The following is a 23040-nucleotide window of genomic DNA, read 5'->3' as shown; positions in this document are numbered from 1 at the left end:
ACTGGTTAACGCCGTTGAACTGATGGTCGGTGCGTCGTTGACGTTTGCCACCACAATGCTGAAGCTTTGCTCTGCGGTTAAGCCATCCACATCGGTGGCGCGTAGCACCACCGCATGGCTGCCGACATTGGCGTTAGTTGGGGTACCGCTTAACACGCCAGTCGCCGCATTAAAGTTCAGCCAACTTGGTTTGGTCACCGCGCTCAATGTTAGTACATCGCCCACATCAGTATCACTCGCCGCAAAGCTGTAGCTGTACGCCGCATCTTGAGTGGCTGTAGTGATGGCCGTTGAACTGATAGTCGGTGCATCATTAACGTTTGCCACCACAATGCTGAAGCTTTGCTCTGCGGTTAAGCCATCGACATCGGTAGCGCGAAGCACCACGGCATGACTGCCGACGTTAGCATTAGTTGGGGTACCGCTTAACACGCCAGTCGCCGTATTAAAGTTCAGCCAACTTGGCAGTGTTATGGCGCTTAAGGTTAAGTTGTCGCCCACATCAGTGTCGCTCGCCACTAAGGTGTAGCTATAGGCTGCATCTTGGGTAGCACTGGTTAACGCCGTTGAACTGATGGTCGGTGCGTCGTTGACGTTTGCCACTGCAATGCTGAAGCTCTGCTCTGCGGTTAAACCATCGACATCGGTGGCGCGAAGCACCACCGCATGACTGCCGACATTAGCGTTAGCTGGGGTGCCACTCAGCACGCCTGTCGCGGCATTAAAGCTCAGCCAGCTTGGCAGTGTCACTGCGCTTAAGGTGAGACTGTCGCCCACATCGCTATCCGTTGCTACCAAGGTGTAGCTATAGGCCGCATCTTGGGTGGCGCTGGTTAACGCCGTTGAACTGATGGTCGGTGCATCATTGACGTTTGCCACCACAATGCTGAAGCTTTGCTCTGCGGTTAAGCCATCGACATCGGTGGCGCGAAGCACCACGGCATGATTGCCGACATTAGCGTTAGTTGGGGTGCCACTTAACACGCCCGTCGCGGCATTAAAGCTCAGCCAGCTTGGCAGTGTCACGGCGCTTAAGGTGACACTGTCGCCGACATCGCTGTCGATCGCCACCAAGGTGTAGCTATAGGCTGCATCTTGGGTAGCACTGGTTAACGCCGTTGAACTGATAACGGGAGCACCATTAGGCTTCACTGCGTTACTCGCCGTGGAGGCGCTACCGGTTCCGGCTGAGTTTATAGCTGCAACCGTAAATGAATAGGAAGTCCCATTGGTTAATCCCATTATCGTGATGGGTGAAGAAGTACCCGATGCCGTAATACCGCCTGGAGTCGATACTAAGGAATAGCCCGTAATGGTATCACCACCAGTGAATGCCGGAGCACTAAAACTCACCGTTGCTTGAGCATTCCCCGCAGTGGCAGTGCCGATTGTTGGCGCGCTTGGCACAACGGCATTGACACTGAATGAACGACTCACTTGGGGCGCCGCCAAATAACTCGCATTGCCCGCCTGATCAGCGTTAATCGTACACATGCCTGTGGCTACAAAGGTCAAAACACCACCGGAAGTAATCGTACAGACAGCGGGTGTTGATGAGGTAAAGGTTGGGATCAACCCACCCGTTGCGTCGGTCGTTGCGGTAAGTGTGGGCGATGTCCCAAAGTTCTGATCACCCGGATTGAGGAAGGTAAGCGTTTGGATCGCTTTGGGCGTAATTGGGTTAGATGCGCTGGAGGCAGGGCTGAAACCCACGGCATTCTCAGCTTCCACCGTAAAGGTATAGGTCACCCCATTAGTTAGACCACTCACAACAATCGGTGAGCTTGCGCCACTGACAGGTAAAACGTCATTTGGTGTCACCGATACAACATAGCCAAGAACATTGGAGCCTCCACTATTAGCAGGAGGCACAAACGCCACACTCGCTTGGGTATCACCCGCCGTTGCCACCACACTGGTCGGTGCCGTTGGCACTATGGGGTTCACAACAAATGACCGACTGACCTGTGATGCAGCTAAATAAGCAGCATCACCCGCCTGATTGGCATTGATAGTACAGGTGCCAGCGGTCACGAATGTTAGCGTAGTGCCGCTCACCGTACAGACACCAGGGGTGGATGAGGTAAAAGTGACAACATAACCACCGCCTGCAGACGAACTGGCTGTCAGCGTTGGTGTAGTCCCAAAGGTCTGTGCTCCAGGGTTGTTAAAGGTGATGGTTTGTGGTGATGCCGGGGTAATGGAATTCGATGCCGCCGAAGCCGCCCCCGTGCCCGCCGAGTTAGTCGCTGTCACCGTGAAGGTGTAGGAAACACCATTGGTCAAGCCGGTCACTGTAACCGGCGAACCGGAGCCAGTACCTGTTGCACCACCTGGACTAGCAGTGACGGTGTAACCACCAGCAAGAATCGATGCACCACCGGTACTGGCAGGTGCAGTAAATGTTACCGTTGCCTCGGCATCACCTGCGGTTGCCGTACCGATGGTTGGCGCATCAGGAACTACCGCATTCACCGTAAAGCTTTGGGTTACTGTAGTCGCCGCATTGGTTGCGCTATTACCAGCCTGATCGGCATCAATCGTACAGGTACCTGCACTTACAAAGGTCAAAGCAACGCCACTCACCGTACATACACCAGTGGTAGACGACGAGAAGGTGACTGTGAGACCGGAGTCTGAAGTTGCAGACAAGTTCGGTGTGGTACCAAAGTTATAGTTGCTCGGCTGGACAAAGGTAATTGTCTGGTCGGCTTTTGGGGTTGCCGAGTTGGATGCGGCCGAGGCAGTGCCTGTACCTATCCCGTTGGTCGCCGTCACAGTAAAGGTATAGGCAGTGCCGTTGGTGAGACCGGTGATGAGAATCGGTGAACTGGCACCCGTATTTGTAAAACCTCCGGGGTTAGAGGTCACGGTATAACCAGTGATAGCAGAACCACCGTTATTGCCGGGAGTGCTGAAAGCAACTGATACCTGGCCATCACCTGCGGTTGCAGTGCCTATGGTTGGCGCATCAGGCACTGTCGGAATGGCCACAGTATGGGCGGAACCACTCGTATAGGCGGCTGGACCTACGTTGCCAGCAGCATCGCTGATATTCGTTGCGCCATTCAGGTTCAGCTTGATAGTACCGTTGCCGGTGATACCACTGACGGTCACCGTCACACTTGAGCCAGAGGTCGCGGAGACACTGGCGACAGTGCCGGTCGCGCCACCGGTAGTACCAAGCGCAAAGTCATCGGTAGAAATATTGCTGACGGACTCACTAAAATTGACCGTGAAATCGACGCTGGTATCAGTCGATACTGCGCCACCCGATGGTGCCGTACTGGTAACCGAAGGTGTTACACCATCGACTACCAACGCTTTATTAGCACCCAACGAATTGGCAGCACCAGGTGTTGCCAATGTCAGCGTTGCGTTGTTGCTAGCGGCGTCACGAATGGTGCCACTGTTTAACGCCAGTGCACTGGTTGATACGTAGTCCAAATCGCTGCTATTGTCGCCCGCCTGAACGGTGTAGCTGAAGGTCAAGCTGCTGGAGCCACTACCATTCGCATAATTAATGGTGCGATCCGTTGTGCCAGTTTCCAGAGTCAGTTGTGGCGTACCAGTGACATTCACCACTTCGCTAAAGTTAACTTGGATACTGATGCTATCGCCCAATTTGTAAGTGCCATTGGCTGTACTGGCTGTCACAGAAGATATAGTGGGCCCTATGCCATCAATAACAATATTCTTATTTGCGCCCAAAGAATTGGCAGTCCCAGGGCTTGGCAAGGTTAGAATGGCATTGTTGCTGGCTGCATCGCGGATAGTGCCACTGTTTAGCGCTAAAGAATTGGTCGCCACATAATCCAAATCGGCCGAGATATCACCAGATTGAACCGTGTAGTTGAACGTCAAGCTACTAGAATTACTGCCGCTGGTGTAGTCAATAGTGCGATCAGTAGTGCCTGTTTCAAGTGTGAGTTGAGGTGTGCCAGTGACCAACACCGTTTCATCAAAATTCACCTGAACACTAATAACATCGCCTACTTTGTAGGTACCGTTTGTGGTACTGGCGGAAATAGAACTTACCGTCGGAGCAAGAGTATCGGTAGAAAAAGCGCCCACAGGATTAAAGCCAATGCCGCTGCTGGTACCAGTGAGCGAGCTGCTATTGGTTTGACTGTCATTTACGGTAGTACCACTGGTTTCATTTAACTTCCAGTAACCCAATAAACCGGTTTCATTCCCCACCAACTCCATACTACGATTGTTTTGAATTTGCGTTTGGGTGCGTGCACTACTCCATAAACGTATGTCATCAATGCTACCTACAAAATCATCGACAGATGGGTGGTTTTGCATACCAAACAGCAGGTTGGTCACCGACGATCCAGCATAATCAGGGACAACATTGATAGCCCCTTGATCAAGAACATTGATACCCTGTGCTACTCCATCGACATAAAAATCCCAAGTCCCGTTATCAAATACTACTGCAATGTGATACCAGGTCCCCGCACTTAAGGACAGTGCATTACTTTCCGTCAAGCAACCAAAATCACAGGCCAAATCGACAGTCAGTTTGCCTGCGTTCAATATGAGACCACCGGCATCGTTACCACCGGTGATATCCACTAAATTGATAATGCCACTGACATTGGTAAATTGCGCCCAGAACTCCAGTGTAAATGTCGTCCGGTTCGATAGCGCAGAAGCCGCATTAGTCAGTGTAACGGTATCATTAGCTGTAAAATCATAGGATCGGTTTTGTGCATTAGCACCAAGGGAAGTCATCGCAAACAAACTGCCTACAATAAGTATTGTCCAATAAGAATGCCAGAATCTAACAATAAGATTCTTAACGGCATGTATCGCTTTATAAGCAGGTTGATGCATGATAATTCCCCATAAATAACTTGCCCTAAATGCAAATAGTGCGTACTACTTACGCACTATTTCTCTTACAGATTCCCCTATCTAGTTCATGTAAATTTAATTACGCGAAGGGAAAATCCCTTCAGTTGCGATAATAAAATTAACCACTACATAAGGTTGTAAAATAGGAACGGGCTGGTTGTTACCGACTACACCCGTATTACCAGTCACATTAACGGTCGTGGTGGTATTCACTGGCAAAAGCGTGGTATTAGGTGCAGTAGTGCTATATGCGTTGAGCGCATTTAATCCGCTGGATACCTTGGCAGGTACTGTCGTTGGTCCCGGTGCTGGTGCATTACCGTTAGCTGAAGATGCCCCAAGCGCAACACTGACATTTCCAGTTCCACTCAATGCAACACCATGACTATGAGTCGGCAATTCACTGATCGTCAATGTTACATTCTCGGTTCCACTTACCTCACCCAAAGTATATTGGCTTGTACCAGGGCTTTGGCCTGCGTGCACAGGCACACGCCCTTGTAAATTAGGCAGCGCAAAGGTCGTTTGGCCATTGCCACCATAGGTAGTACCCAGAATTGCAAAAAGTGCAGAGTTTTGCGAGATAGACAGTAACTGCCCATTACAAAGTGCCCAGCCACGGGGAGCAAAGTTGCCGGCAAACATAGAGATTTGACCGATAAATGGATCTGACATTGTATTTCTCCTTAAATAACGATTTTGTCTATGTAACGTCTTGCAATGACTTAATTACTCACGACAATTAATCGACAGCGAGTCCTTTTGCTGATGACAACATCATTCACATCACACAATCGATGGCCTATTGTGAAACATAATAAAAACAATTTAGCTACAACTAAACATATCTGAAAAATCGGCAAACACAATTAAGCAGAAATAATTTTGTGTAAATTATCAGCCAAGGTTTAAGGCCACAGCATTGACTCAAAGGTTTCGGAACGGCTTTGAAACTGAAATCCATGCCGTAAATAAAGTGATTTAGCCTGAGTATTTTCACTCTCTACTGATAAATGAACAGGCAACTGACGTTGCCTCGCCTCAAGCTTGACCGCCTCTAATACCGCAGAGCCTAAACCGCGACCTCGCATACTTGGCGCAACAATAAAATCAACAAGATGAACCCTATGCTCATTGGTATCGAGCATCAGTTTGCCGACCGCTTGTTGCTGATAAAACAATATATAGGTAATGGCATGTGGATATTGCTCCCGATAGGAGACTTGTTGCAGCCGATATTGTTGCTCCAACATGTTCTGTACGACATCAAGGGGTAAACCAAGCTCATAGAAGAAGGTTTTAGTTGAATAAAAAAGTTCTGCCATAAATAGGTTATCGCTTGCATTGGCAGGCTTAATACTCAAGCCTTTGAATGAATTAAACTCAGCTAGCATCATGGTTTTTATCTCGAACTAAAGGTTGCAACAGTTGCTCATAAGCATTCAATAACAGCTGCCATGAGAGAGTTTGTGATTCATTTAATGGGGTAGATTGGGCGGGTACCATGGGTACAAACAATTGCCCTTGTCGCTTTACATCAAAGCGCCAGTGGCCTTGCCAATGCTCAATATCTTCTACGGCTAACGGCCATTCTAAAATGGCCGAAAGTGCGCTGGGTTTAAGCGCATTTAATTGTTGATAATCCATTAAGATGCAACGACTTGATTGATAAAGTGCAGCAGTTTGCTGGGCAAAACCATGTAACACGCCCATTCGAAATGCATCTACACTAGGCTCACCATGTGTGTTTTCACTAAGCGGCAATGCATGGAGAAATACAGCCTTCACTCGCCCCGCCATATGCATCCCAGCCTCTCGTTGATGCGAAGCCAAAATATCTCTGGGATGACGCATCAGACATAGCACCCGACTATTAGGATAGAGTTCTAGCAACATGGGCCAACAAGCTAAATCCCACGCATTCCACTTGATCACTAGCTCACGCTCATCAGACCTCAAGCGCCCTTGTAGCCTTAAACATAAATCCACCAGCAGCGGTGTTAAGGTCGAAGGCCAAGCATCATGGTGCATCACATCGCTGCAGAGCATAGATTCGGATAACACTCGGCAAGTTTTGAGTAGGGAAAAACTGCTAGAAACCAGTGTTGAGCCACAACGAGACCAATGGAAAAGCATCAAATTAGGATTAATCGCGGGCAAACTTTCGCGTTGGGATAATAAGGGTTCGATCAAGGTTTGAGGTTGGATAAAACTGGCCAGTAAACCACGACGAGCATCGCAGATATCGTCCTCCAAGAAAGGTTTTGACAACCGCTGAAAGACAGGAACCCAACTTATTGTTTTGGTTTGAGCATGATAACGAGAAGGAAACCAAACTTGGCTGAAGCGTGCTAAATCCGGAATGAAACCTTGTTGCTGTAAGGCAATAAATGCCAGCATCTGCTCTAAATTTAGCTCGGGCCAATTGAGGAAGTCTGCCATCAAAGCAATAAAATGCTCAACATCGTTAGCTTGATGCAGCAAAATCAGCATTTGCGGTTGATGCAACAGTTGCCAATAGCGTTGCTGTTGTTCATCAAAATCAGTCATTAGCTGGCCGTTGGATAGAAGTTAATGTACTGCACCATGCGGGGTAACACGCCTCGATTGGGCGTCGGTCCATGGGGCAAGGCGTGGTGCCAAATGATTAAATCCCCTGCGTTTGCGGCAATGGGTTTAATGGGCCATTCCTCCCAACGCTGTTGCTGCAACTCAATGTCAGTCTTGTTTTGTTCCTGTAGCCAAGTTTCTATTTTGAGGTGAAACTCTGGAACACAGCAAAATGCCCCCTGTTCGGCAGGGGTATCCGTAAGATAAATCAATCCTTGCGTTCCAAATTGCACGGGTAGTTGCAGTGGCATATCCCAATGCATATTTGGGCCAGGAAACTGCCAAGTGGGCGTTTCAGGAGGATTAAAACTCACTCTGTCAGTCGTCATCACTAAATCGGTACGCTGCCATAATTGTTCAAAGGCTTGGCGGATAAGAGGTGTTTGCCGATTGGCATCGAGGGTGGGATGACGAAATAACTGCAGCATGATTTTCTGCATCAACTCATGGGACTTATACCAAGTTGATGGATCATTTTCATTCGCACCAAGCTGTTGCCAAATCACGGCTCGACTCGCCGCGCATTGGGCTTGTGACAACACTTGCGGGATGACTAAATAGCCCTCCCGTTGCCAAAAGGCGAGTTGGGCATCGGTAAGCACTTGAGGTAAAGCGTTACCATAAACTAACTCGGTATTGCCGCTTTCTGGCTCAGCTTGGGATAAGGCACGCAATCGCTGATTAATACCAACAATATCCGCCGTAGTCAGCTTAGTTTGCCTTTGAACGAAGGCGATAAAATCAGTTTGTTTATCAAATTGATAGAGCGCCTTGATCCCAGGTTCTAATCCAATACCGCACAGATCCAGCAGCGCTTTATCTAGGCTCCATTCTCCCTCTGCCACCTCATTGGTTTGTCCACGCTTTTGCAACTGAATTTTTTGCCATAGTCGCTGCAAGTGATAAATGCCCAAACAACTCAAATCCTCACTGCCAACAAGCGCCAATTTATGCTGCTGATATTGGAAGATAAAATCGGGATATGCTCCCAGCTCGTAACGGAAGTCCACTCTGCTAAGAGGTTTAAGCCACAAGGATTTTTTATATTGGGAGAGGGTTAATTGTGATTGGTTTTCAAGTAATTGATGTTCGCCATAAACCCTGATTTTTGTCGTCAGTTTTAGGCTTATGGGTTGGGGTTCATAATCGGGTAACAATAAGCTCCCCACTAGCCCACTTCTGTCACCTTGAGCGAGCAAGCGGGCATGAGCTAAATCGAGACAGAATAAAGGGCCCAAGTAAATGGGTGGCCGCTCTTTTAGCTCGAGCCATGCATCCAACTCAATCGACTCAGGGATTAAACATCCATCCTCTGCTAAAAAATGCTGTAGATGGCTAAAAATCTGTACCTGCGGTTCCTGTTGCAGCAGGTGTTTCATGGTTTCAGAAATTATCAGATCAAAGGTTTGTGTTGATGCTGGCCGCCAAAGCGTAGCGTCAGCACAAATAATCGCATCGACACGATCCGCTACATCGAAATATGCCAGCAGCTTTTCAACACTCTCCAATGACGCTCGATGAATGTCGAGTAAGGTTACTCGCACTTGCTTCGCCGTAAATAGCGGTAATAAAGCTAAGATTAACCAAGCAAAAGGCCCGGTTCCGGCATAGAGTATGTGCACAGGATGGTTCGAGTTAGCTTTAAGTTTGTCCTGTATCGCTTGATAAATTCCCTGAATAAGCACTCTGCTACGTTCGGGATCTTCTGCACATTGCGCCGCAGTTGTCGGTGATACCGCCTTGCCAAAAGCCGTAATACTCGCCTCCGTATCGAGAAACAACGCCGGGTGCAACTCCAACCCAGTCAATTGGCATAACTGTGCCAACATAGGATCGATAAGCCGCTTTGCCTCCCCCGCTGAATGGGATTGCAACAGCGCCTGAGCAAACAGCTTTAATCTTAGAAACGCCTCGCGCTGCCCTGCATTAGGCTTTGATCTTGGCATCATGGATAAGCTCCTTTAACCACGAGTTGACTTCACAATCGATCACCAAATTAATTCTGGCATCCACGCCTTTATTCGCGACCCAATGGGTTTGGTCAGCATTGATATACCAAAGCTCTCCGGCCCGCATAGGTACACGTTTCTCATCCACATAAAAATAAAGCTGATCATGGGTTTGTAGGGGCAAATGTAATCTAGCCTCACCCTGTTCAAGTGATAATCCTTGATCCCTATGGGGCTTGATTTCAGCACCAGCGTGTAAGCGCATTAAGCGCACCGATTTAACTGGGCAAGCAAGGGATTGAATAAACCGCAGCAGCGCGGGGCTCGATTCCAGTGAAGGCAAATTATCCCAATCTGTCGCGGCACTAATGGAAAAGGCTTGTAAAATGGGGTGCGCGACTCGATATTCCTCGGCGCAGCGAAGAGCCAACACATCCCAACCGCCCTGAGAGCCCGCGTGATAATCACGTTGGTTAATGTGTGGCAACCACTCATGCTGCAACAAAGTCGTGAGTTCTTGCTGTAAACTAGTGATATTCGGAGCTTGGGTGAGTAAGGCGAATGAGCAGATATCCATATCCAAGTGTCTCATTTTTAGACAAAAACGAATTAATCAAGCCTAGCACAAAGTGTCATGCTGGCAAGATAGGCTACTGTAAACCTCACGCTGAGCTGAGTTAACCACACAGGATATCCCATGTTTGACTGGAAGAAGATTGATACTGTACTGCTCGATATGGATGGCACCCTGCTCGACCTGCACTTTGATAACCATTTTTGGTTGAGTCTGGTGCCACAGGAGCTGAGCAAGCAGCGGGGATTAAGCCAGAGCCAGGCACAACAACTGGTGGAAGAAGCCTACGGCAGAGTCGCAGGCACGTTAGATTGGTATTGCCTCGATTATTGGCAGTCCGAGCTGCAGCTCGACATTATGGGGCTTCACCGTAACTTAGTTGACCGTATTCAGCTGCGCCAAGACAGTATGCCTTTTCTCGATGCCCTCGCCGCCGCGGGCAAAAAACGCATCTTAGTCACCAATGCCCACCCTAAGAGTCTTGCTCTTAAGCTGGAGCATACTGAACTGGGGAGTGGTTTAGATGCGATGATCTCAAGCCATGAAACGGGTTATCCCAAGGAACACCCACAATTTTGGCAAACGCTATTTGAAAAATTCGCCCTCGTGCCAGAGCGCTGCCTGTTTATCGATGATAGTGAACCCATTTTAAATGCAGCGCGCTTAGCGGGCGTGGGGCATCAGCTCGGGATCAGCAATCCCGATAGCCAAAAACCAGCCAAAACCTTCAATGATTTTCCGGCCATTAGCGACTATCGTTTGTTGCTTAACGATCTCGCGAGTTAACCCCTCGAAATAGAAAAGGCACCCAAGGTGCCTTTATCAAATCATGCATTAGGTTACATTACTGGCTAGATTAAAGCCCAGGAATACGCCCCTGATAAACAATAGGGAAGTAACCGTCATCTCCACGCTTGCCGAGGATATTAAGAGATTTACGCATATCTTCCGGCTGTTCGTTGGTCTCTTTGATCTTAGCGGCAACCTTGACCATATTCCCCTCGTCTAACTGTAAGGTACCGATAATTCCCAACTGGTTTTTGCTTTCGTCGGTAGCGAGCTGAGCTTTCCCCTCAACACAGCTAAGGCCCAACTCGATATTACCCAGTGGATAATCGCCAAATTGGTTTTTCACATTGGTTTGGTTTAAGAATAATTTACCCGATAATTGTTCGCACCAAGGTTTACCTTGTTCTAGGGTTTCAACCAGCAGGCTGACTTCACCATTAATTTCGGTTCTAAAGGGCAGCTTAGTATTACCAATTAAGAAGCTATCGGGCGCTTCAAAGCGTAATCCCTGCGCACTAATGCCAGCCATTGACCAAGTGATTAACCCTTTAGCACTTACGGGTGTTGCTCGGCTACCTACTTGAAAATCCAACTTCACTTTGCCTAAAAACAAAGACCAAGGGCTGAGTTCCCAACGCACTTGCTCCAATTGGCGCTGCTGAATATTCAAAGTTTCAATGCTACCCGCCCAAATACTGCCACTCACTCCAGAAATTCCCACATTCGCTGGAAGTGGTGCGAGGCGCACGGCCACACCGGCAGGAAACAACGCCACTAAAAACACGATATAAATTAGTACACCAATAATAATCTTTTTTATCAGACTCACAGCTACACCTTAACCTATTGCGCTAGTTGGATCCGTCTTACTTTGACATAGCCAGGCGCGTCAGCCTCCGCCAAATCAACACTCTCAAGGGATAAGCCCTTTTGCTGCACTAAATCATTCAAATAACTGAGTAACGCGTCGAATGGCACATCATCCATCCACACTTGGATTTTATCGCCCTGGGGCTGCATACGAGTGATCACTAAGCCATAACTGCCCGCTGTTTGGTTAACGACTGAACTTAAACTGCCGCTCATCGTCGGCTTAGCGCCGCTTTGTTTTAAGCCAGCGATTTTATTCGCCGTCTGCTTTACATAGGTCAAGGTTTGCTGCTGTGCCGTTAAGTTGCGCAGTGCATTGGCCTCAGCATTGGCGATTGGCGTCCAAATCCCCCAGTAAAATAGACCGATCACTAAAAATACGGCGCCAAAACCTACGATCTGCTGCTCGCGCGACGCAAGCCCTTGCCACCAAGTCCGCAAATTATCCATCTTATTTGCTCCTCAAGGTTAAGGTGCTGGTGACCTGATCTTCACCGCTATTCATCGTGCCACCATCCATTTGGAAACGACGGCCGACAATCTCTTTAAACTTCTCAATTTGCGCGTAATTTTTAGCAGTGACTTGCATGCGGATTTCATTACGGGCACTTTCAAATCGTAAGCTATTGGGTTTTAGCTCAGGTACTTGTTTAAAGGCGTCTTGTAACCCCGCCAGCATAGCAAAAAACTCTGCACCACTGCCTTGGCCTTGGAGTGCGCGCAATTGGCTCTCCATCTGCGAGCGTAAATTCACGATGCGTGAATTGCCTGGTATCACTTGTTGATAAATGGCTTCACTTTGCGCCTTCAAATCGGCGATTTGGCCATTTACCTGATGAATGGTTAAGCCTTTATTTACCAGAGACAACACAATAGCAATGGCTAATACAATTGCCGCATTTTTCCATTGCAACAGATGCTTACTGTATTCGCGCTTAGGCGTATAGACACCCGTCAGTAAGTTAATCGGCGCATGTAAAATGCCGCGCGCCAGCACCAACATAGGTAAGTCGAGTGGCTGTGGCTTAAGCTCAACACCGTCCAACTCCATCTCGGTGTAACTGGCGACCGACACCTCGTCTGTCTGAGCCGTCAGTTGCTTCATTGCCACTGGCAACCAAGATAAAGGCAGGCTATGGCCCGTTCCTAATCCTGTACGCAATAATAACTCGTTACCGAAACGCATGGCTGCCCATTGGCATTCCTGCAATGGCAAGGCCAAGCAATCAGGCACAATACGCTTCACTTTTAAGCCCGCTTCGGCCAAACAGCTGAGCCAAGTTTGCATTTGCTCATGGGCAACGGCCACCACGCTGAGGGCATCGCCATTGCGTGGACCAACGGTAAAGTGCATCGCATCCACATCCTCGGCGATGGATTCTTCCAACATAAAAGGCAGGGCCTTTAAGGCTTGGCGTTGGCCTTTTTCGGGCAGATTCACGCTGGTGAGCGTCATGGCGGAAGCTGGCACCAACACATCAATGGGGCGATTGCCCGCGCGCTCAGTTAAGGTTGATAAACCTTGGGCGTTGGCCAGTTCGCCTGAGGCGATAATTTCTTGTTCTTGTTCGGACCAAACCAGCCAAGAGCATGCCTGCTCTGCGGTTCTGCCTAAGCGAATAAATAGCCGTTCACTCACAGTTTTTCTCCACCAGCTTCAACCTTAAGGGATTGAGCTTGTTTGCTATTATTTTTGTCCACCAAACTGACGGGTGAGCACATCCATTTTGTTACCGCTGCCCTTTTTGAGCACACTCTCCATCCTAAAAATGGCGTTGTCGACCTTTGCGCCCGAGGCAAGGAGGAAATATTGACTGTCAATCACAAAAGTCGACTTCATCGCATCTTCCCATTTAATCGACCCCATTGAGGAGGATTCGTAAAAATCATCAATCTTGGCAAAACCATCGCCAGGGCGCTGGTTAATAATGCTTTCCGCCTCACCGACGGAAATCTGATTATCGAGCATGGCCGCCAACAGCGCTGCTTGTTCGACATCAATGGTATTCACATTCAACAATTGCCTGTCATTCCCCGGGATAACACAAATATAAGGCAATAATTTCAAATAAATATCCTGTGTGTATCCCATCACTGCCCGCAGCTCACTCCGATGATTCATCAGAGTGTTAGCGGCACGGTATGGCACATGGCGTGCTTCATACTCGGCATCTTCAGCGCCATAGGGGCTGGCGATCGTGTCTTCGTCGATATAATCCTTTAGGGTTTGAGTGAGATGATCTGCGGTAAAATCATCCATACCTAAACTCACTAATAACGCCTTGTATTGCCTAGCCGCCAAGGGCAATTTAGGTTGACCGTTTTCCACATCTTTTGTGGTGACGGACAAGGCATTTAAGTTAAAACACGAACGCATATCGGTGATCTTGCCTGCAATCTCGCCATATTCTGCCGGAAATACCACATCGCTCATGGCCCAATATTGTTGCTTATGGACACGCCCCTCTGAATCGTCTAAGTCCTGCTTGAGGATCTTCTTCGCCAGCTCTTCGGCGGAAATCGCATACCAATAGGCCTGATCGTACTGAGCTAAGTTTAAGGTGCGGCGCATCGACAACTGATTACGACTGGTAATATTGGTGGCAATAATCACCACCATGGCCACGATCAGTAATACGACGATCAGCGCGACACCACGCTGTTTAGTAGGAGTTCGCCTTATCATGCGCCATCCTCATTTTCTGGCTCACCGGTGCCGGGATCTTCTTCCCCGTTACCGGAACCATCGCCGTTATTATCTTTGTCACCGTTGTCTTCTTTATTGTCTTCGGTGTTTTCGTCTTTGTTGTCTTCATCACTAGACTTTTCTGGCGCCGCCGCGCCCAGAGGCAGCATAAACTTACGCTGAATCTTACCTAGACCTTCAATCTCAATTTCGATTGCAATGGCTTTGGGTAACTTAGTCGCCTCAACCTTGCGCTCCCACTTATCCTCCATAAAGAAGGAATACTCGACCGAGAGTACCTTATCGATAATCACCGTCTTGATTGGCTCGGCACCAAATTCCGGCTCAGGGTAAGGAAAATACCAACGTTCTAATTTTCCTTCTCGTACGACATAGGCGACCGACTGCAAACTGCCACGGGGCAATAAGCCATCTGGATTGAGCCAGCCCAAGCGGTAAAAGACTAAAGCCTCGGATTCCGAATCTAAAAGGTCATTCCCCGTCTGAAATACCGTTGTTCCGCGGCCACCTTCGAGGAGTCTGGGTGTGCGAGCAACCATCTGTCCCAAGTCGCGCTCAATCGCCCCAAAGCCCTGTTGCAACGCTTTTAAACGGGTTGAGAAATTCTTTGTCACTTCATCATTGGTCAGAACTGTGCTGAGTACCGCATTGGCCGCTAACCCCAACATGGCAAAAATCGCAATCGCGATCAGCATTTCCAGCAGGGTAAACCCCCGATGAGCATTAGTTTGTTTTAAGGACATAACTGCTCACTTGTGCTGCAATACGCTGATAACGCTCATCTTCACTGACACTAATACGGATCATGCGAAAATTATCATCGGTGGTTTTCACCACTTCTTTTCGCCAGTACCAATCCTTACCCGCCAGTTCTACTTGGCCCTCTTTTTTGCCGATTTCCGGAAATTGAGGCTCGAGTCTGGCATCGACCATTTGATTGTCGGCTACCCACTGAGCAAGGGTGCGCGACTCCAAAATCGGCATATTCGCCATTTGCTCACCCAAGCTTTTGGTGATTGAAACGGCGGCAATCGCAAACACCGCCAAGGCGACGATCACTTCGAGTAACGTCATGCCCTTAGCGTATTTCATCAGGGCGCCCTAGGGTTAAACGGCCAAGGGCATCGCCCACCACCAATACGTCGAGGGGGCCTTTATCTGTCTTGGTAATAAAACTCAACTCAAAGGCGCTCATTTCGCCGCTGGGAAATAGCAAAATCTGTGGTTCAGGGTGCTTTTTCTTATCTTCCGCAGAGGGCTCGATTAAAGGTTCTTTAAACCAAGAGTCATCTTGTTCGTCCTCTTGTGCGAGCGGTAAACCATCGAGCACCAAATTAATCACCACACCAGGTTCCATTTGTTTTTCAGACAGAATTCTGTCCTTTTCCAATGGATTCCATTTACCATCTTTATAAAAAACAAACTGATAACTGGTTTTTTCCACCACAATACCGATAAATTGGCCGCTTAATACGGTTTCATCCAGCACTAACTCTGTAGCGGCTATAAATTGCTGCGCGGTTTTTTCCAGCGCCTGTTGTGGCCCCGAATTGCCAATAGACATGGTCACCGCCGCGGCGGTGAGTCCCATTAGCAAAATCACCAGCATCACCTCCATCAAGGTGAAGCCAGCGTGGCGCAGCGTTAACATCTTATTGGAAGTTCTGTAAGTTCCAGTTACCGATATCATCTTCGGTACCTGGTTGACCGTCTGGGCCTGCACTAAAGATATCTAACTTGCTGTTTTCGCCAGGGCTTAACAGTAAGTAGTTATTACGCCATGGGTCCTGTGGTAAACGCTTTACATAACCTTCTTCGCGGTAGTTACGAGGCTCAGGTGAAATCGTTGGTTTTTGCACTAAGGCTTCTAAACCTTGCTCAGTCGTTGGATAAACACCGTTATCTAACTTGTACATATCTAAGGCGTTTTCGAGCGCGACTATGTCAGATACCGCTTTTTGTTGGTCGGCTTTATCTTTGTTGCCCATCAGATTTGGCACCACCATTGACGCCAAAATACCGAGGATAACGATCACCACCATCACTTCAAGTAAGGTAAAACCCTTGTGCTTTTTATTCATTTGCATCGATTACATCTCCTAAAAAACCTGTGCCATTCTCAGCCCTATGACTGAAAGGCAATATTCCATAATGTCAAAAACTAGCCACTAATCAAATTGTTCAGCGCCAATATCGGTTGCAGAATGGCCATTACGATAAAGAGTACAACCCCCGCCATACTCACCACTAACATGGGTTCGAATACGCCGAGGGCGAGCGTCACATTACTCTCAAACTCGCGATCTTGGTTATCCGCAGCACGCTCAAGCATGTCTTCGAGCTGACCACTCTTCTCCCCCGAGGCGATCATATATAACATCATCGCCGGGAATAGCTTAGTGTTAGTCAACGCGGTACTGAGGCTAGTTCCTTCCCGTACGCGCGCCGTTGCATCATCCACCGCCGCCCGTACCCGCATATTTTGCAATACCTCGCTGGCAATGCGCATCCCGTCCAACAAAGGCACCGAACTGGCGGATAAAATACTCAAGGTACGCGCAAAACGCGCAGTATTGAGCCCTTTACTCACTCGGCCAATCACTGGCATTTTCAGCAAAAACGTATGGTATTTCATCTTGAAAATCGGTGATTTGAGTAGACGCTGGAACACTACCAACAGAATACCAATCGCTAAAACAACAAACAGACCATAGTGTTGGACAAAATCCGAGGCGGCAATTAAGAAACGGGTCGTCGCCGGTAACTCGGCGCCCATATGCTCAAACTGGCCAACGACCTTTGGTACCACAGCCGCAAGTAACACTGATACCACCCCAATAGCGACAATCGTCAGCATGATGGGATAAATCATCGCCTGTTGCAGTTTAGATTTAAGCTGCTGGCGACGTTCGGTGTAATCGGCTAAGCGATTTAGCACCACTTCCAAGTGGCCGGATTTTTCCCCCGAGGCCACCATAGCGCGGTATAAGTCATCGAAAATATGCGGAAATTCAGCCAAGGAATCGGCCAGACTATAACCCTCAACGACCCGGGAGCGCACCGCCATGATCATACTGGCAAGCCGCGCCTTCTCACATTGCTGGCCTACCGCCTTAAGACATTCCTCGATCGGTAAGCCCGCCGCCACCAGTGTCGCGATTTGACGGGTGATCAGCGCTAATTCCGCCACTGAAATCCCGCGCTTAAAGGGCGAAAATCCCGCACCTTTCGCCTTGGCTTCTTTTTCAGTGACCGGCAGAATATCCAGCGGCATCAAGCGTTGATCGCGCAATTGGCTACGTGCGTGTCTGGCGGTATCCGCTTCGATCACGCCCTTAAGCTGCTTCCCCTTGGCGTCCAGCGCCTTATATTCAAATGCAGGCATAGCTTACTCCTCGCGGGTCACCCTTAGGACTTCTTCCAGAGTGGTGATACCTGAGAGCACCTTGCTCATGCCATCGTGGCGAATGCTTGGTACCGACTGGCGGATATATTTCTCAATCGCCAGTTCGCCACGCCCACCGTGAATAAGCTCACGCACATTATCATCGACCAACAATAGTTCGTGAATGCCCGTACGACCACGGTAGCCACTGTTACCACAGGCCTTACAGCCGTTGGCACGATAAATATGGCGATGATCATCGGCAGTAATACCAAGCAGCTCACGTTCACGCTCATCGGGCACATGCTCTGTCTTACATTTTGGACAGAGGGTACGGATCAAGCGCTGAGCCAATACCCCGAGCAAACTTGATGAGACTAAGAAAGGCTCAACACCCATATCCTGCAAACGGGTAATCGCGCCCGAAGCGGTGTTGGTGTGGAGAGTCGAAATCACTAAGTGACCCGTCAAGGATGCCTGCACCGCAATTTGAGCGGTTTCAAGGTCACGGATTTCCCCGATCATTACTACATCGGGGTCTTGACGCAGAATCGCCCGTAGACCACGGGCAAAGGTCATGTCCGCCTTAGTGTTAACTTGAGTTTGGCCTATGCCTTCTAATTCGTATTCGATGGGGTCTTCAACGGTTAAGATATTGGTATCTTTAGAGTTAATCTCAGTAAGTCCAGCATACAGCGTGGTACTCTTACCCGAACCCGTAGGACCCGTTACCAAGATAATGCCGTGGGGACGACGAATAAGCTCATCGAACTTGGCTCGGATGCTGTCCGTCATACCCAGCTGTTTTAAATCCAGATTACCGGCATTCTTATCCAGCAAACGCAGCACCACACGCTCACCGTGGCTCGATGGCATGGTCGATACCCGCACGTCCACCGCGCGGCCCGCAATCCGCAGCGAAATACGGCCGTCTTGTGGTACACGTTTCTCGGCGATATCGAGGCGCGCCATCACCTTAATCCGCGACACCAACAAGGATGACAGCTTACGATTCGGCTTAAGCACTTCCTTCAGCACACCGTCGATACGGAAACGCACGACTAGCTGCTTCTCGTAGGTTTCGATATGGATATCCGAGGCTTCTTCTTTAATCGCTTCTGATAACAGGGCGTTAATGAGCTTAATGATCGGCGCATCATCATCGCCTTCGAGCAAATCTTCGGTTTGTGGCAACTCTTCTGCAAGAGTAAATAAATCCATTTCATTGCCAATGTCTTCCATCAGCTGCTGCGCTTCGGAGGAATTGGCTTGATAGGCCTGAGTCAGTTTGACCTCAAACTTACTCGGCTCGAGCTGTACCAAAGGTAAATCCACGCCCGAGTAGCGACGCGCTTCAAGCATCGCCGCTAACGGGGTTTTGGCGGTATAAAACAGGTTCAAGGCGCCATCATCGCCATAGGCTAAAATCACCTCATGGCGGTGGGCAAAGGCAAAGGGTAAACGCTCTTTGCTGCTGGAGCGAAATACCTCATCACCTTCGGCTTCAATACCTAGTTCATTGGAAACTAAGCTTAAATCCTCGACTTGGGATACTTGTATTTCACTCATTGTGTTTTATCTTTGTTTTTGTTTTCATCCAGCGACTTGAGAGTCGGGTCAGTTTTACGCATTTGAGTCTCTAGCCCTTTGCCTTCTTTATAACGATCTAAAATATCGTTCACTTCTGGCGGCACATACTCAGACTGGTTCCACTCATCTAATACCGGCACTTTAGTCTCAGGCATTAGATTGACACCACGCTCCTGCTGTTCAAGCTGCAATGCTCTGAAATAGTTGTATTTACGACCTGCGATACCTTCCATCGTCACACCATCACGGATAATGGTGGGTTTGATAAAGATCATCAGGTTCTTCTTGGTCTTCTTACTGGAAGAAGATTTGAATAGATGGCCAAGTACTGGAATATCGCCGAGGAATGGCACTTTCTGGACGCTTTCTTGGACTTCTTCGTTAATCAAACCACCGAGTACCACGATTTGGCCTGAATCAGCCATAACAGTAGTGGTTAAACGGCGAGTCGCGAAGGAAATATCCACACCCGTGTTACCGTTTACGCCGGAGACTTCTTGCTCAATCGCAAGCTTAACCGCGTTACCTTCGTTGATCTGCGGCACCACTTTTAACTTCACCCCAACCTCTTTACGCTCAACGGTTTGGAATGGGTTGCTGTTGTTTGAGCTGGCGGTAGAACCGGTAAGAATAGGCACTTCATCACCGACGATGAAAGATGCTTCTTGGTTATCTAAGGTAGTAATAGAAGGTGTTGCCAGTACGTTTGAGTTGGTATCGGCCGACACAGCTTGTACTAGGGCGCCAAAGTCGCCCATGGCTACACCCCATGCCATACCATTCACTTTACCTAAGGCCTGCGCCAACAAGGTCACATCACCCTTAGTTTTTGGGTTCTGGCCAATCACCTCGCCCGTGCTTGGGTTAGTGATATAGGTTCCTTCTTTATCCTGCGCCTGCCATACACCCGCGCCAATCTCACCGATAGTTGGGCCTAAGTTATTGAACTGAGTGCCACCACCCGCTTTCGCGGCCCATTGCACCCCAAAGCCGACGTTATCGCCTTCGGCAACTTCCACGATAATGGCTTCTACTAATACTTGGGCGCGGCGAATATCGAGTTGGTTGATCACGCTTTCAATAGTGCGCATTTGATCTGGCTCAGCGCTGATCACTAATGCGTTAGTATCTGTGTGGGCCATAATATTGATTTCATTACGACGTTTGCCACCACCCGCTGCCTGAGCGCTAGGATCTTTTTCACCTTCCAACTTTTGGGCAAAACCAGTTAGCACTTCAACTAAGTCTTCGGCCTTGGCATACCGTAAATAACGTACTTTCGTATTGCCCGTGCTGGCTTGCTCGGCATCGAGACGGTGGATCAGCTCCACCACCCGTTGACGACTCTTTTCATCACCACTGACCACAACAGCGTTAATCCGCTCGTCGGCAACAACCTTAGGCGCTTGTCCGGGAAGCTGCGCTTGGTTAGCTGTCGCGCGGTACAGGGTATCGATAATTCGCACCATTTCGCCAGCAGAAGCATATTCAAGTGGCACGACTTGAACAGAGGTATCACCCTGTTTATCTACACGGCGAATGATTTCAACTAACTTATTAACCACCGCAGCGCGGCCAGAGAGCATCAGCACGTTTGATGGATCGTAGTTCACTACGTTACCACCACCAGCGTTATCGTTTAACTGACGTAATAATGGTGCTAATTGCTTAGCTTCGGTGTTATACAACGCCACGATGCGGGTAACCATTTCATCGCCTAAGCCAGGATCGTTGTCATTAGCAACACGAATCGCCGCGGTTTTCGCATCTTTGTCTTTGATCACTTTGATAACGTTATTTTCCATCTCGACGATGGCATAACCGTATACTTGCAGCACGTTGAGGAAGAACTGGTAATACTGCTCATCATTGAGCAGATCATAGCTGCGAACGTTGATCTTGCCGCGAATCGTCGGGTCAACAATGATGGTTTTGTTCAAGTTTTTACCAACAATATTGATAAACTCTTGAATATCAGTGCCTTTAAAGTTGGCCGCATATTGTTCAGACCAAACAAATTGCGAGGTCAGCATAGTGGCGCCCGCCACAACTCCAGCAATCAGTTTGCGTCGAATCCGTTTGTTATTCATTATTTTACTTTCCCCTAACGCGTGTTATTGCGGCAAACTAAACATGATTTCAACCAACTGTCCTTCCCGTTCAACCATAACAGAAACTTCAGTTAATTCAGACAATTGGCTCATCATTTCTAACGCCTGACTCATTACGGTCAGGTCGTATCCATTAATCGATTTAGCAAGGTCATTGGGTTTAAAGCCTGCTTGCTTAAATAGGTTCACATCTTTACCAGGATTGAGGCGATAACCAACAACGTTTTCTCCCTGTCTCACGGGCGAAATCGCAATATAGTCAGTAATTTTACTGGGATCGGCTAAGAGTTCACTGCGAGATTCGGCCAGTTCTTGAGAGATTTCAGCATTCTTGCGCTGATCCACTCGACTAACGACTTCAGCTTTTCCGCTCTTGGCCTTTTGTAATTGTTGATTCGCTGGGCTTTGACTGGTGTAAACCAAACCATCAAGCATCAAGGTTTCATAGCGACCCGCATTGGTAATGATAATCCGGTCTGCATAGACTTCTTTTAACGAAGCGGATGTACCCTTAATTTTATCACCCAAGCTGTAGGTTTCTTGGCTACCACTGGATTCAATAATCGCTAGACCTTTTTGGTCAGCGGTGGATGCCACCACCCCCGTCAGTTGAATAGAAAGGGAAGTCTTTGGCGCATCGGTTACGGTTTCGACCACTTCGACTTTAGGTTTATCCGCCTTGGCGTCGGCTTTGCCGAAAAGTGCGAGTTGCTGTAATCCTGCCAGATCAATTTGCCCAGCCCCTTTACCCGCCGTGGTCACCGCAGTGGGAGACCATGCTGTAGGAGAAGAGGTGGTAGGCACGAGTTTCCATGTAATTTGCGCGGCTAAGAGTAAACTCAGAATAAAACCAAGCCAGAAAACAACCTGACTCAACGGCTTATGCGGAATACCTGCAGCTTTTGCGATAACGTTATCTAATAAATCCATATTTATGTGGACCCTCAATACAGGTCTCTGTTCTGATTATAAAAATTATCATGTTCGCCACATGCTAACCTAGGCCGCATTTGGCAACAACCCCATAACAGTATTGCAATTGGCGAAAATTGGCCATTTATGCTAACTTTGCCCGCCTAAAAAGGGTGTGAAGCGCACCACTCTTTAACATAATAGCAATGCGACTTAGGCATTTTATTACTCAGCATGTGAACTCATCGATCTTTTATCTTGGAGACACTATGACACAAAGTTCAGGCGACAGTGGCAGCGTTCGACTCGATAAATGGTTATGGGCCGCACGTTTTTATAAAACCCGAGCCATAGCCAAAGAAATGATCAACGGCGGCAAAGTACATTACAACGGTGCGCGCACCAAATCTAGTAAGAATGCTGAGATAGGTGCTGTCCTTAAGATACGACAAGGTTATGACGATAAAGAGATCGTCATAAAAAAATTATCAGAATCACGCCAAAGTGCATCAATTGCACAGGAATTGTACGAAGAAACCGCCGCCAGCATCGCTAAACGCGCGTTAAATGCCGAAGCAAGACGATTGAATATTCTTAATAATCCTGCACCCGACCATAAACCGGATAAAAAGCAACGACGCCAACTTATCCGATTTAAAGAATGCTAAGAATTACGT

At 48.4% G+C, this 23040-nt stretch carries 20 protein-coding genes; 2 read left to right on the top strand and 18 right to left on the bottom strand.

Annotated elements, in window-relative coordinates; genetic code table 11:
* The 6 genes from M0413_RS20555 to M0413_RS20530 all read right to left on the bottom strand — a co-directional run.
* A partial coding sequence (locus M0413_RS20555; protein WP_249555478.1) for a putative Ig domain-containing protein occupies window positions 1-4845 on the bottom strand: 4845 nt, incomplete at its 3' end.
* A gap of 96 nt (window positions 4846-4941) precedes the next feature.
* On the bottom strand, window positions 4942-5541 hold the full coding sequence (locus tag M0413_RS20550; protein ID WP_144346541.1) for a phage tail protein: 600 nt from the start codon (window positions 5539-5541) through the stop codon (window positions 4942-4944).
* A gap of 233 nt (window positions 5542-5774) precedes the next feature.
* Window positions 5775-6263: a GNAT family N-acetyltransferase gene (locus M0413_RS20545; protein ID WP_249555476.1), complete on the bottom strand. Its 489-nt coding sequence runs from the start codon at window positions 6261-6263 to the stop codon at window positions 5775-5777.
* Window positions 6250-7416 carry a hypothetical protein gene (locus M0413_RS20540; RefSeq protein WP_249555474.1) on the bottom strand — a complete coding sequence of 389 codons (1167 nt, stop codon included), beginning with the start codon at window positions 7414-7416 and terminating at the stop codon, window positions 6250-6252. The genes M0413_RS20545 and M0413_RS20540 overlap by 14 nt, the downstream gene beginning before the upstream one ends.
* Entirely contained in the window at window positions 7416-9425 is a 2010-nt protein-coding gene (locus tag M0413_RS20535; protein ID WP_249555472.1) for a phytanoyl-CoA dioxygenase family protein, read from the bottom strand. The genes M0413_RS20540 and M0413_RS20535 overlap by 1 nt, the downstream gene beginning before the upstream one ends.
* A complete protein-coding gene (locus tag M0413_RS20530; RefSeq protein WP_037416448.1) occupies window positions 9403-10002 on the bottom strand; it encodes an aspartyl/asparaginyl beta-hydroxylase domain-containing protein in 600 nt (199 codons plus the stop codon). The genes M0413_RS20535 and M0413_RS20530 overlap by 23 nt, the downstream gene beginning before the upstream one ends.
* 120 nt (window positions 10003-10122) lie before the next feature.
* Between M0413_RS20530 and yrfG the strand changes: the two genes are divergently transcribed.
* A complete protein-coding gene (yrfG, locus tag M0413_RS20525; RefSeq protein WP_249555470.1) occupies window positions 10123-10785 on the top strand; it encodes a GMP/IMP nucleotidase in 663 nt (220 codons plus the stop codon).
* A 70-nt stretch (window positions 10786-10855) separates the two neighbouring features.
* Here yrfG and M0413_RS20520 read toward each other — a convergent pair whose 3' ends face one another.
* The 12 genes from M0413_RS20520 to gspC form a co-directional block, all read right to left on the bottom strand.
* A complete protein-coding gene (locus M0413_RS20520; protein ID WP_249555468.1) occupies window positions 10856-11617 on the bottom strand; it encodes a type II secretion system protein N in 762 nt (253 codons plus the stop codon).
* A gap of 14 nt (window positions 11618-11631) precedes the next feature.
* Complete coding sequence (locus M0413_RS20515; protein WP_037416438.1) at window positions 11632-12108, bottom strand: type II secretion system protein M; 477 nt, start codon at window positions 12106-12108, stop codon at window positions 11632-11634.
* A gap of 1 nt (window position 12109) precedes the next feature.
* A complete protein-coding gene (gspL, locus tag M0413_RS20510; protein ID WP_037416436.1) occupies window positions 12110-13297 on the bottom strand; it encodes a type II secretion system protein GspL in 1188 nt (395 codons plus the stop codon).
* A 48-nt stretch (window positions 13298-13345) separates the two neighbouring features.
* Window positions 13346-14344 (bottom strand): type II secretion system minor pseudopilin GspK, encoded by a 999-nt coding sequence (gene gspK, locus M0413_RS20505; protein WP_144346548.1) that lies wholly within the window; start codon window positions 14342-14344, stop codon window positions 13346-13348.
* A complete protein-coding gene (gene gspJ / locus M0413_RS20500) occupies window positions 14341-15108 on the bottom strand; it encodes a type II secretion system minor pseudopilin GspJ (RefSeq protein WP_037416432.1) in 768 nt (255 codons plus the stop codon). Before gspJ ends, gspK begins: the two co-directional genes overlap by 4 nt.
* The gene (gspI, locus tag M0413_RS20495; RefSeq protein WP_037416429.1) at window positions 15089-15457 is read right to left on the bottom strand and encodes a type II secretion system minor pseudopilin GspI; all 369 of its coding nucleotides are present in this window, start codon (window positions 15455-15457) and stop codon (window positions 15089-15091) included. The genes gspJ and gspI overlap by 20 nt, the downstream gene beginning before the upstream one ends.
* The gene (gene gspH, locus M0413_RS20490) at window positions 15444-16016 is read right to left on the bottom strand and encodes a type II secretion system minor pseudopilin GspH (RefSeq protein WP_081990910.1); all 573 of its coding nucleotides are present in this window, start codon (window positions 16014-16016) and stop codon (window positions 15444-15446) included. Before gspH ends, gspI begins: the two co-directional genes overlap by 14 nt.
* A gap of 1 nt (window position 16017) precedes the next feature.
* Complete coding sequence (gene gspG, locus M0413_RS20485) at window positions 16018-16452, bottom strand: type II secretion system major pseudopilin GspG (RefSeq protein ID WP_011715426.1); 435 nt, start codon at window positions 16450-16452, stop codon at window positions 16018-16020.
* 74 nt (window positions 16453-16526) lie between these two features.
* Window positions 16527-17750, bottom strand: coding sequence for a type II secretion system inner membrane protein GspF (gene gspF, locus M0413_RS20480; protein WP_037416423.1), 1224 nt, complete (start codon window positions 17748-17750; stop codon window positions 16527-16529).
* Between the two features lie 3 nt (window positions 17751-17753).
* Complete coding sequence (gene gspE / locus M0413_RS20475; RefSeq protein WP_099457139.1) at window positions 17754-19319, bottom strand: type II secretion system ATPase GspE; 1566 nt, start codon at window positions 19317-19319, stop codon at window positions 17754-17756.
* Window positions 19316-21430, bottom strand: coding sequence for a type II secretion system secretin GspD (gene gspD / locus M0413_RS20470; RefSeq protein WP_037416417.1), 2115 nt, complete (start codon window positions 21428-21430; stop codon window positions 19316-19318). The genes gspE and gspD overlap by 4 nt, the downstream gene beginning before the upstream one ends.
* Before the next feature lie 24 nt (window positions 21431-21454).
* The gene (gene gspC / locus M0413_RS20465) at window positions 21455-22381 is read right to left on the bottom strand and encodes a type II secretion system protein GspC (protein ID WP_037427535.1); all 927 of its coding nucleotides are present in this window, start codon (window positions 22379-22381) and stop codon (window positions 21455-21457) included.
* 251 nt (window positions 22382-22632) lie between these two features.
* On the opposite strand from gspC, the gene hslR reads away from it, so the two are divergent.
* Window positions 22633-23031, top strand: coding sequence for a ribosome-associated heat shock protein Hsp15 (gene hslR / locus M0413_RS20460; protein ID WP_037416410.1), 399 nt, complete (start codon window positions 22633-22635; stop codon window positions 23029-23031).
* Window positions 23032-23040: the final 9 nt, after the last annotated feature.

The sequence above is a fragment of the Shewanella sp. 8A genome (assembly GCF_023475945.1).
Taxonomy (GTDB): Bacteria; Pseudomonadota; Gammaproteobacteria; order Enterobacterales; family Shewanellaceae; genus Shewanella; species Shewanella xiamenensis.
The sequence above is the reverse complement of the archived record's forward strand: the minus strand, read 5'-3'. Positions and strand labels throughout refer to the sequence as shown.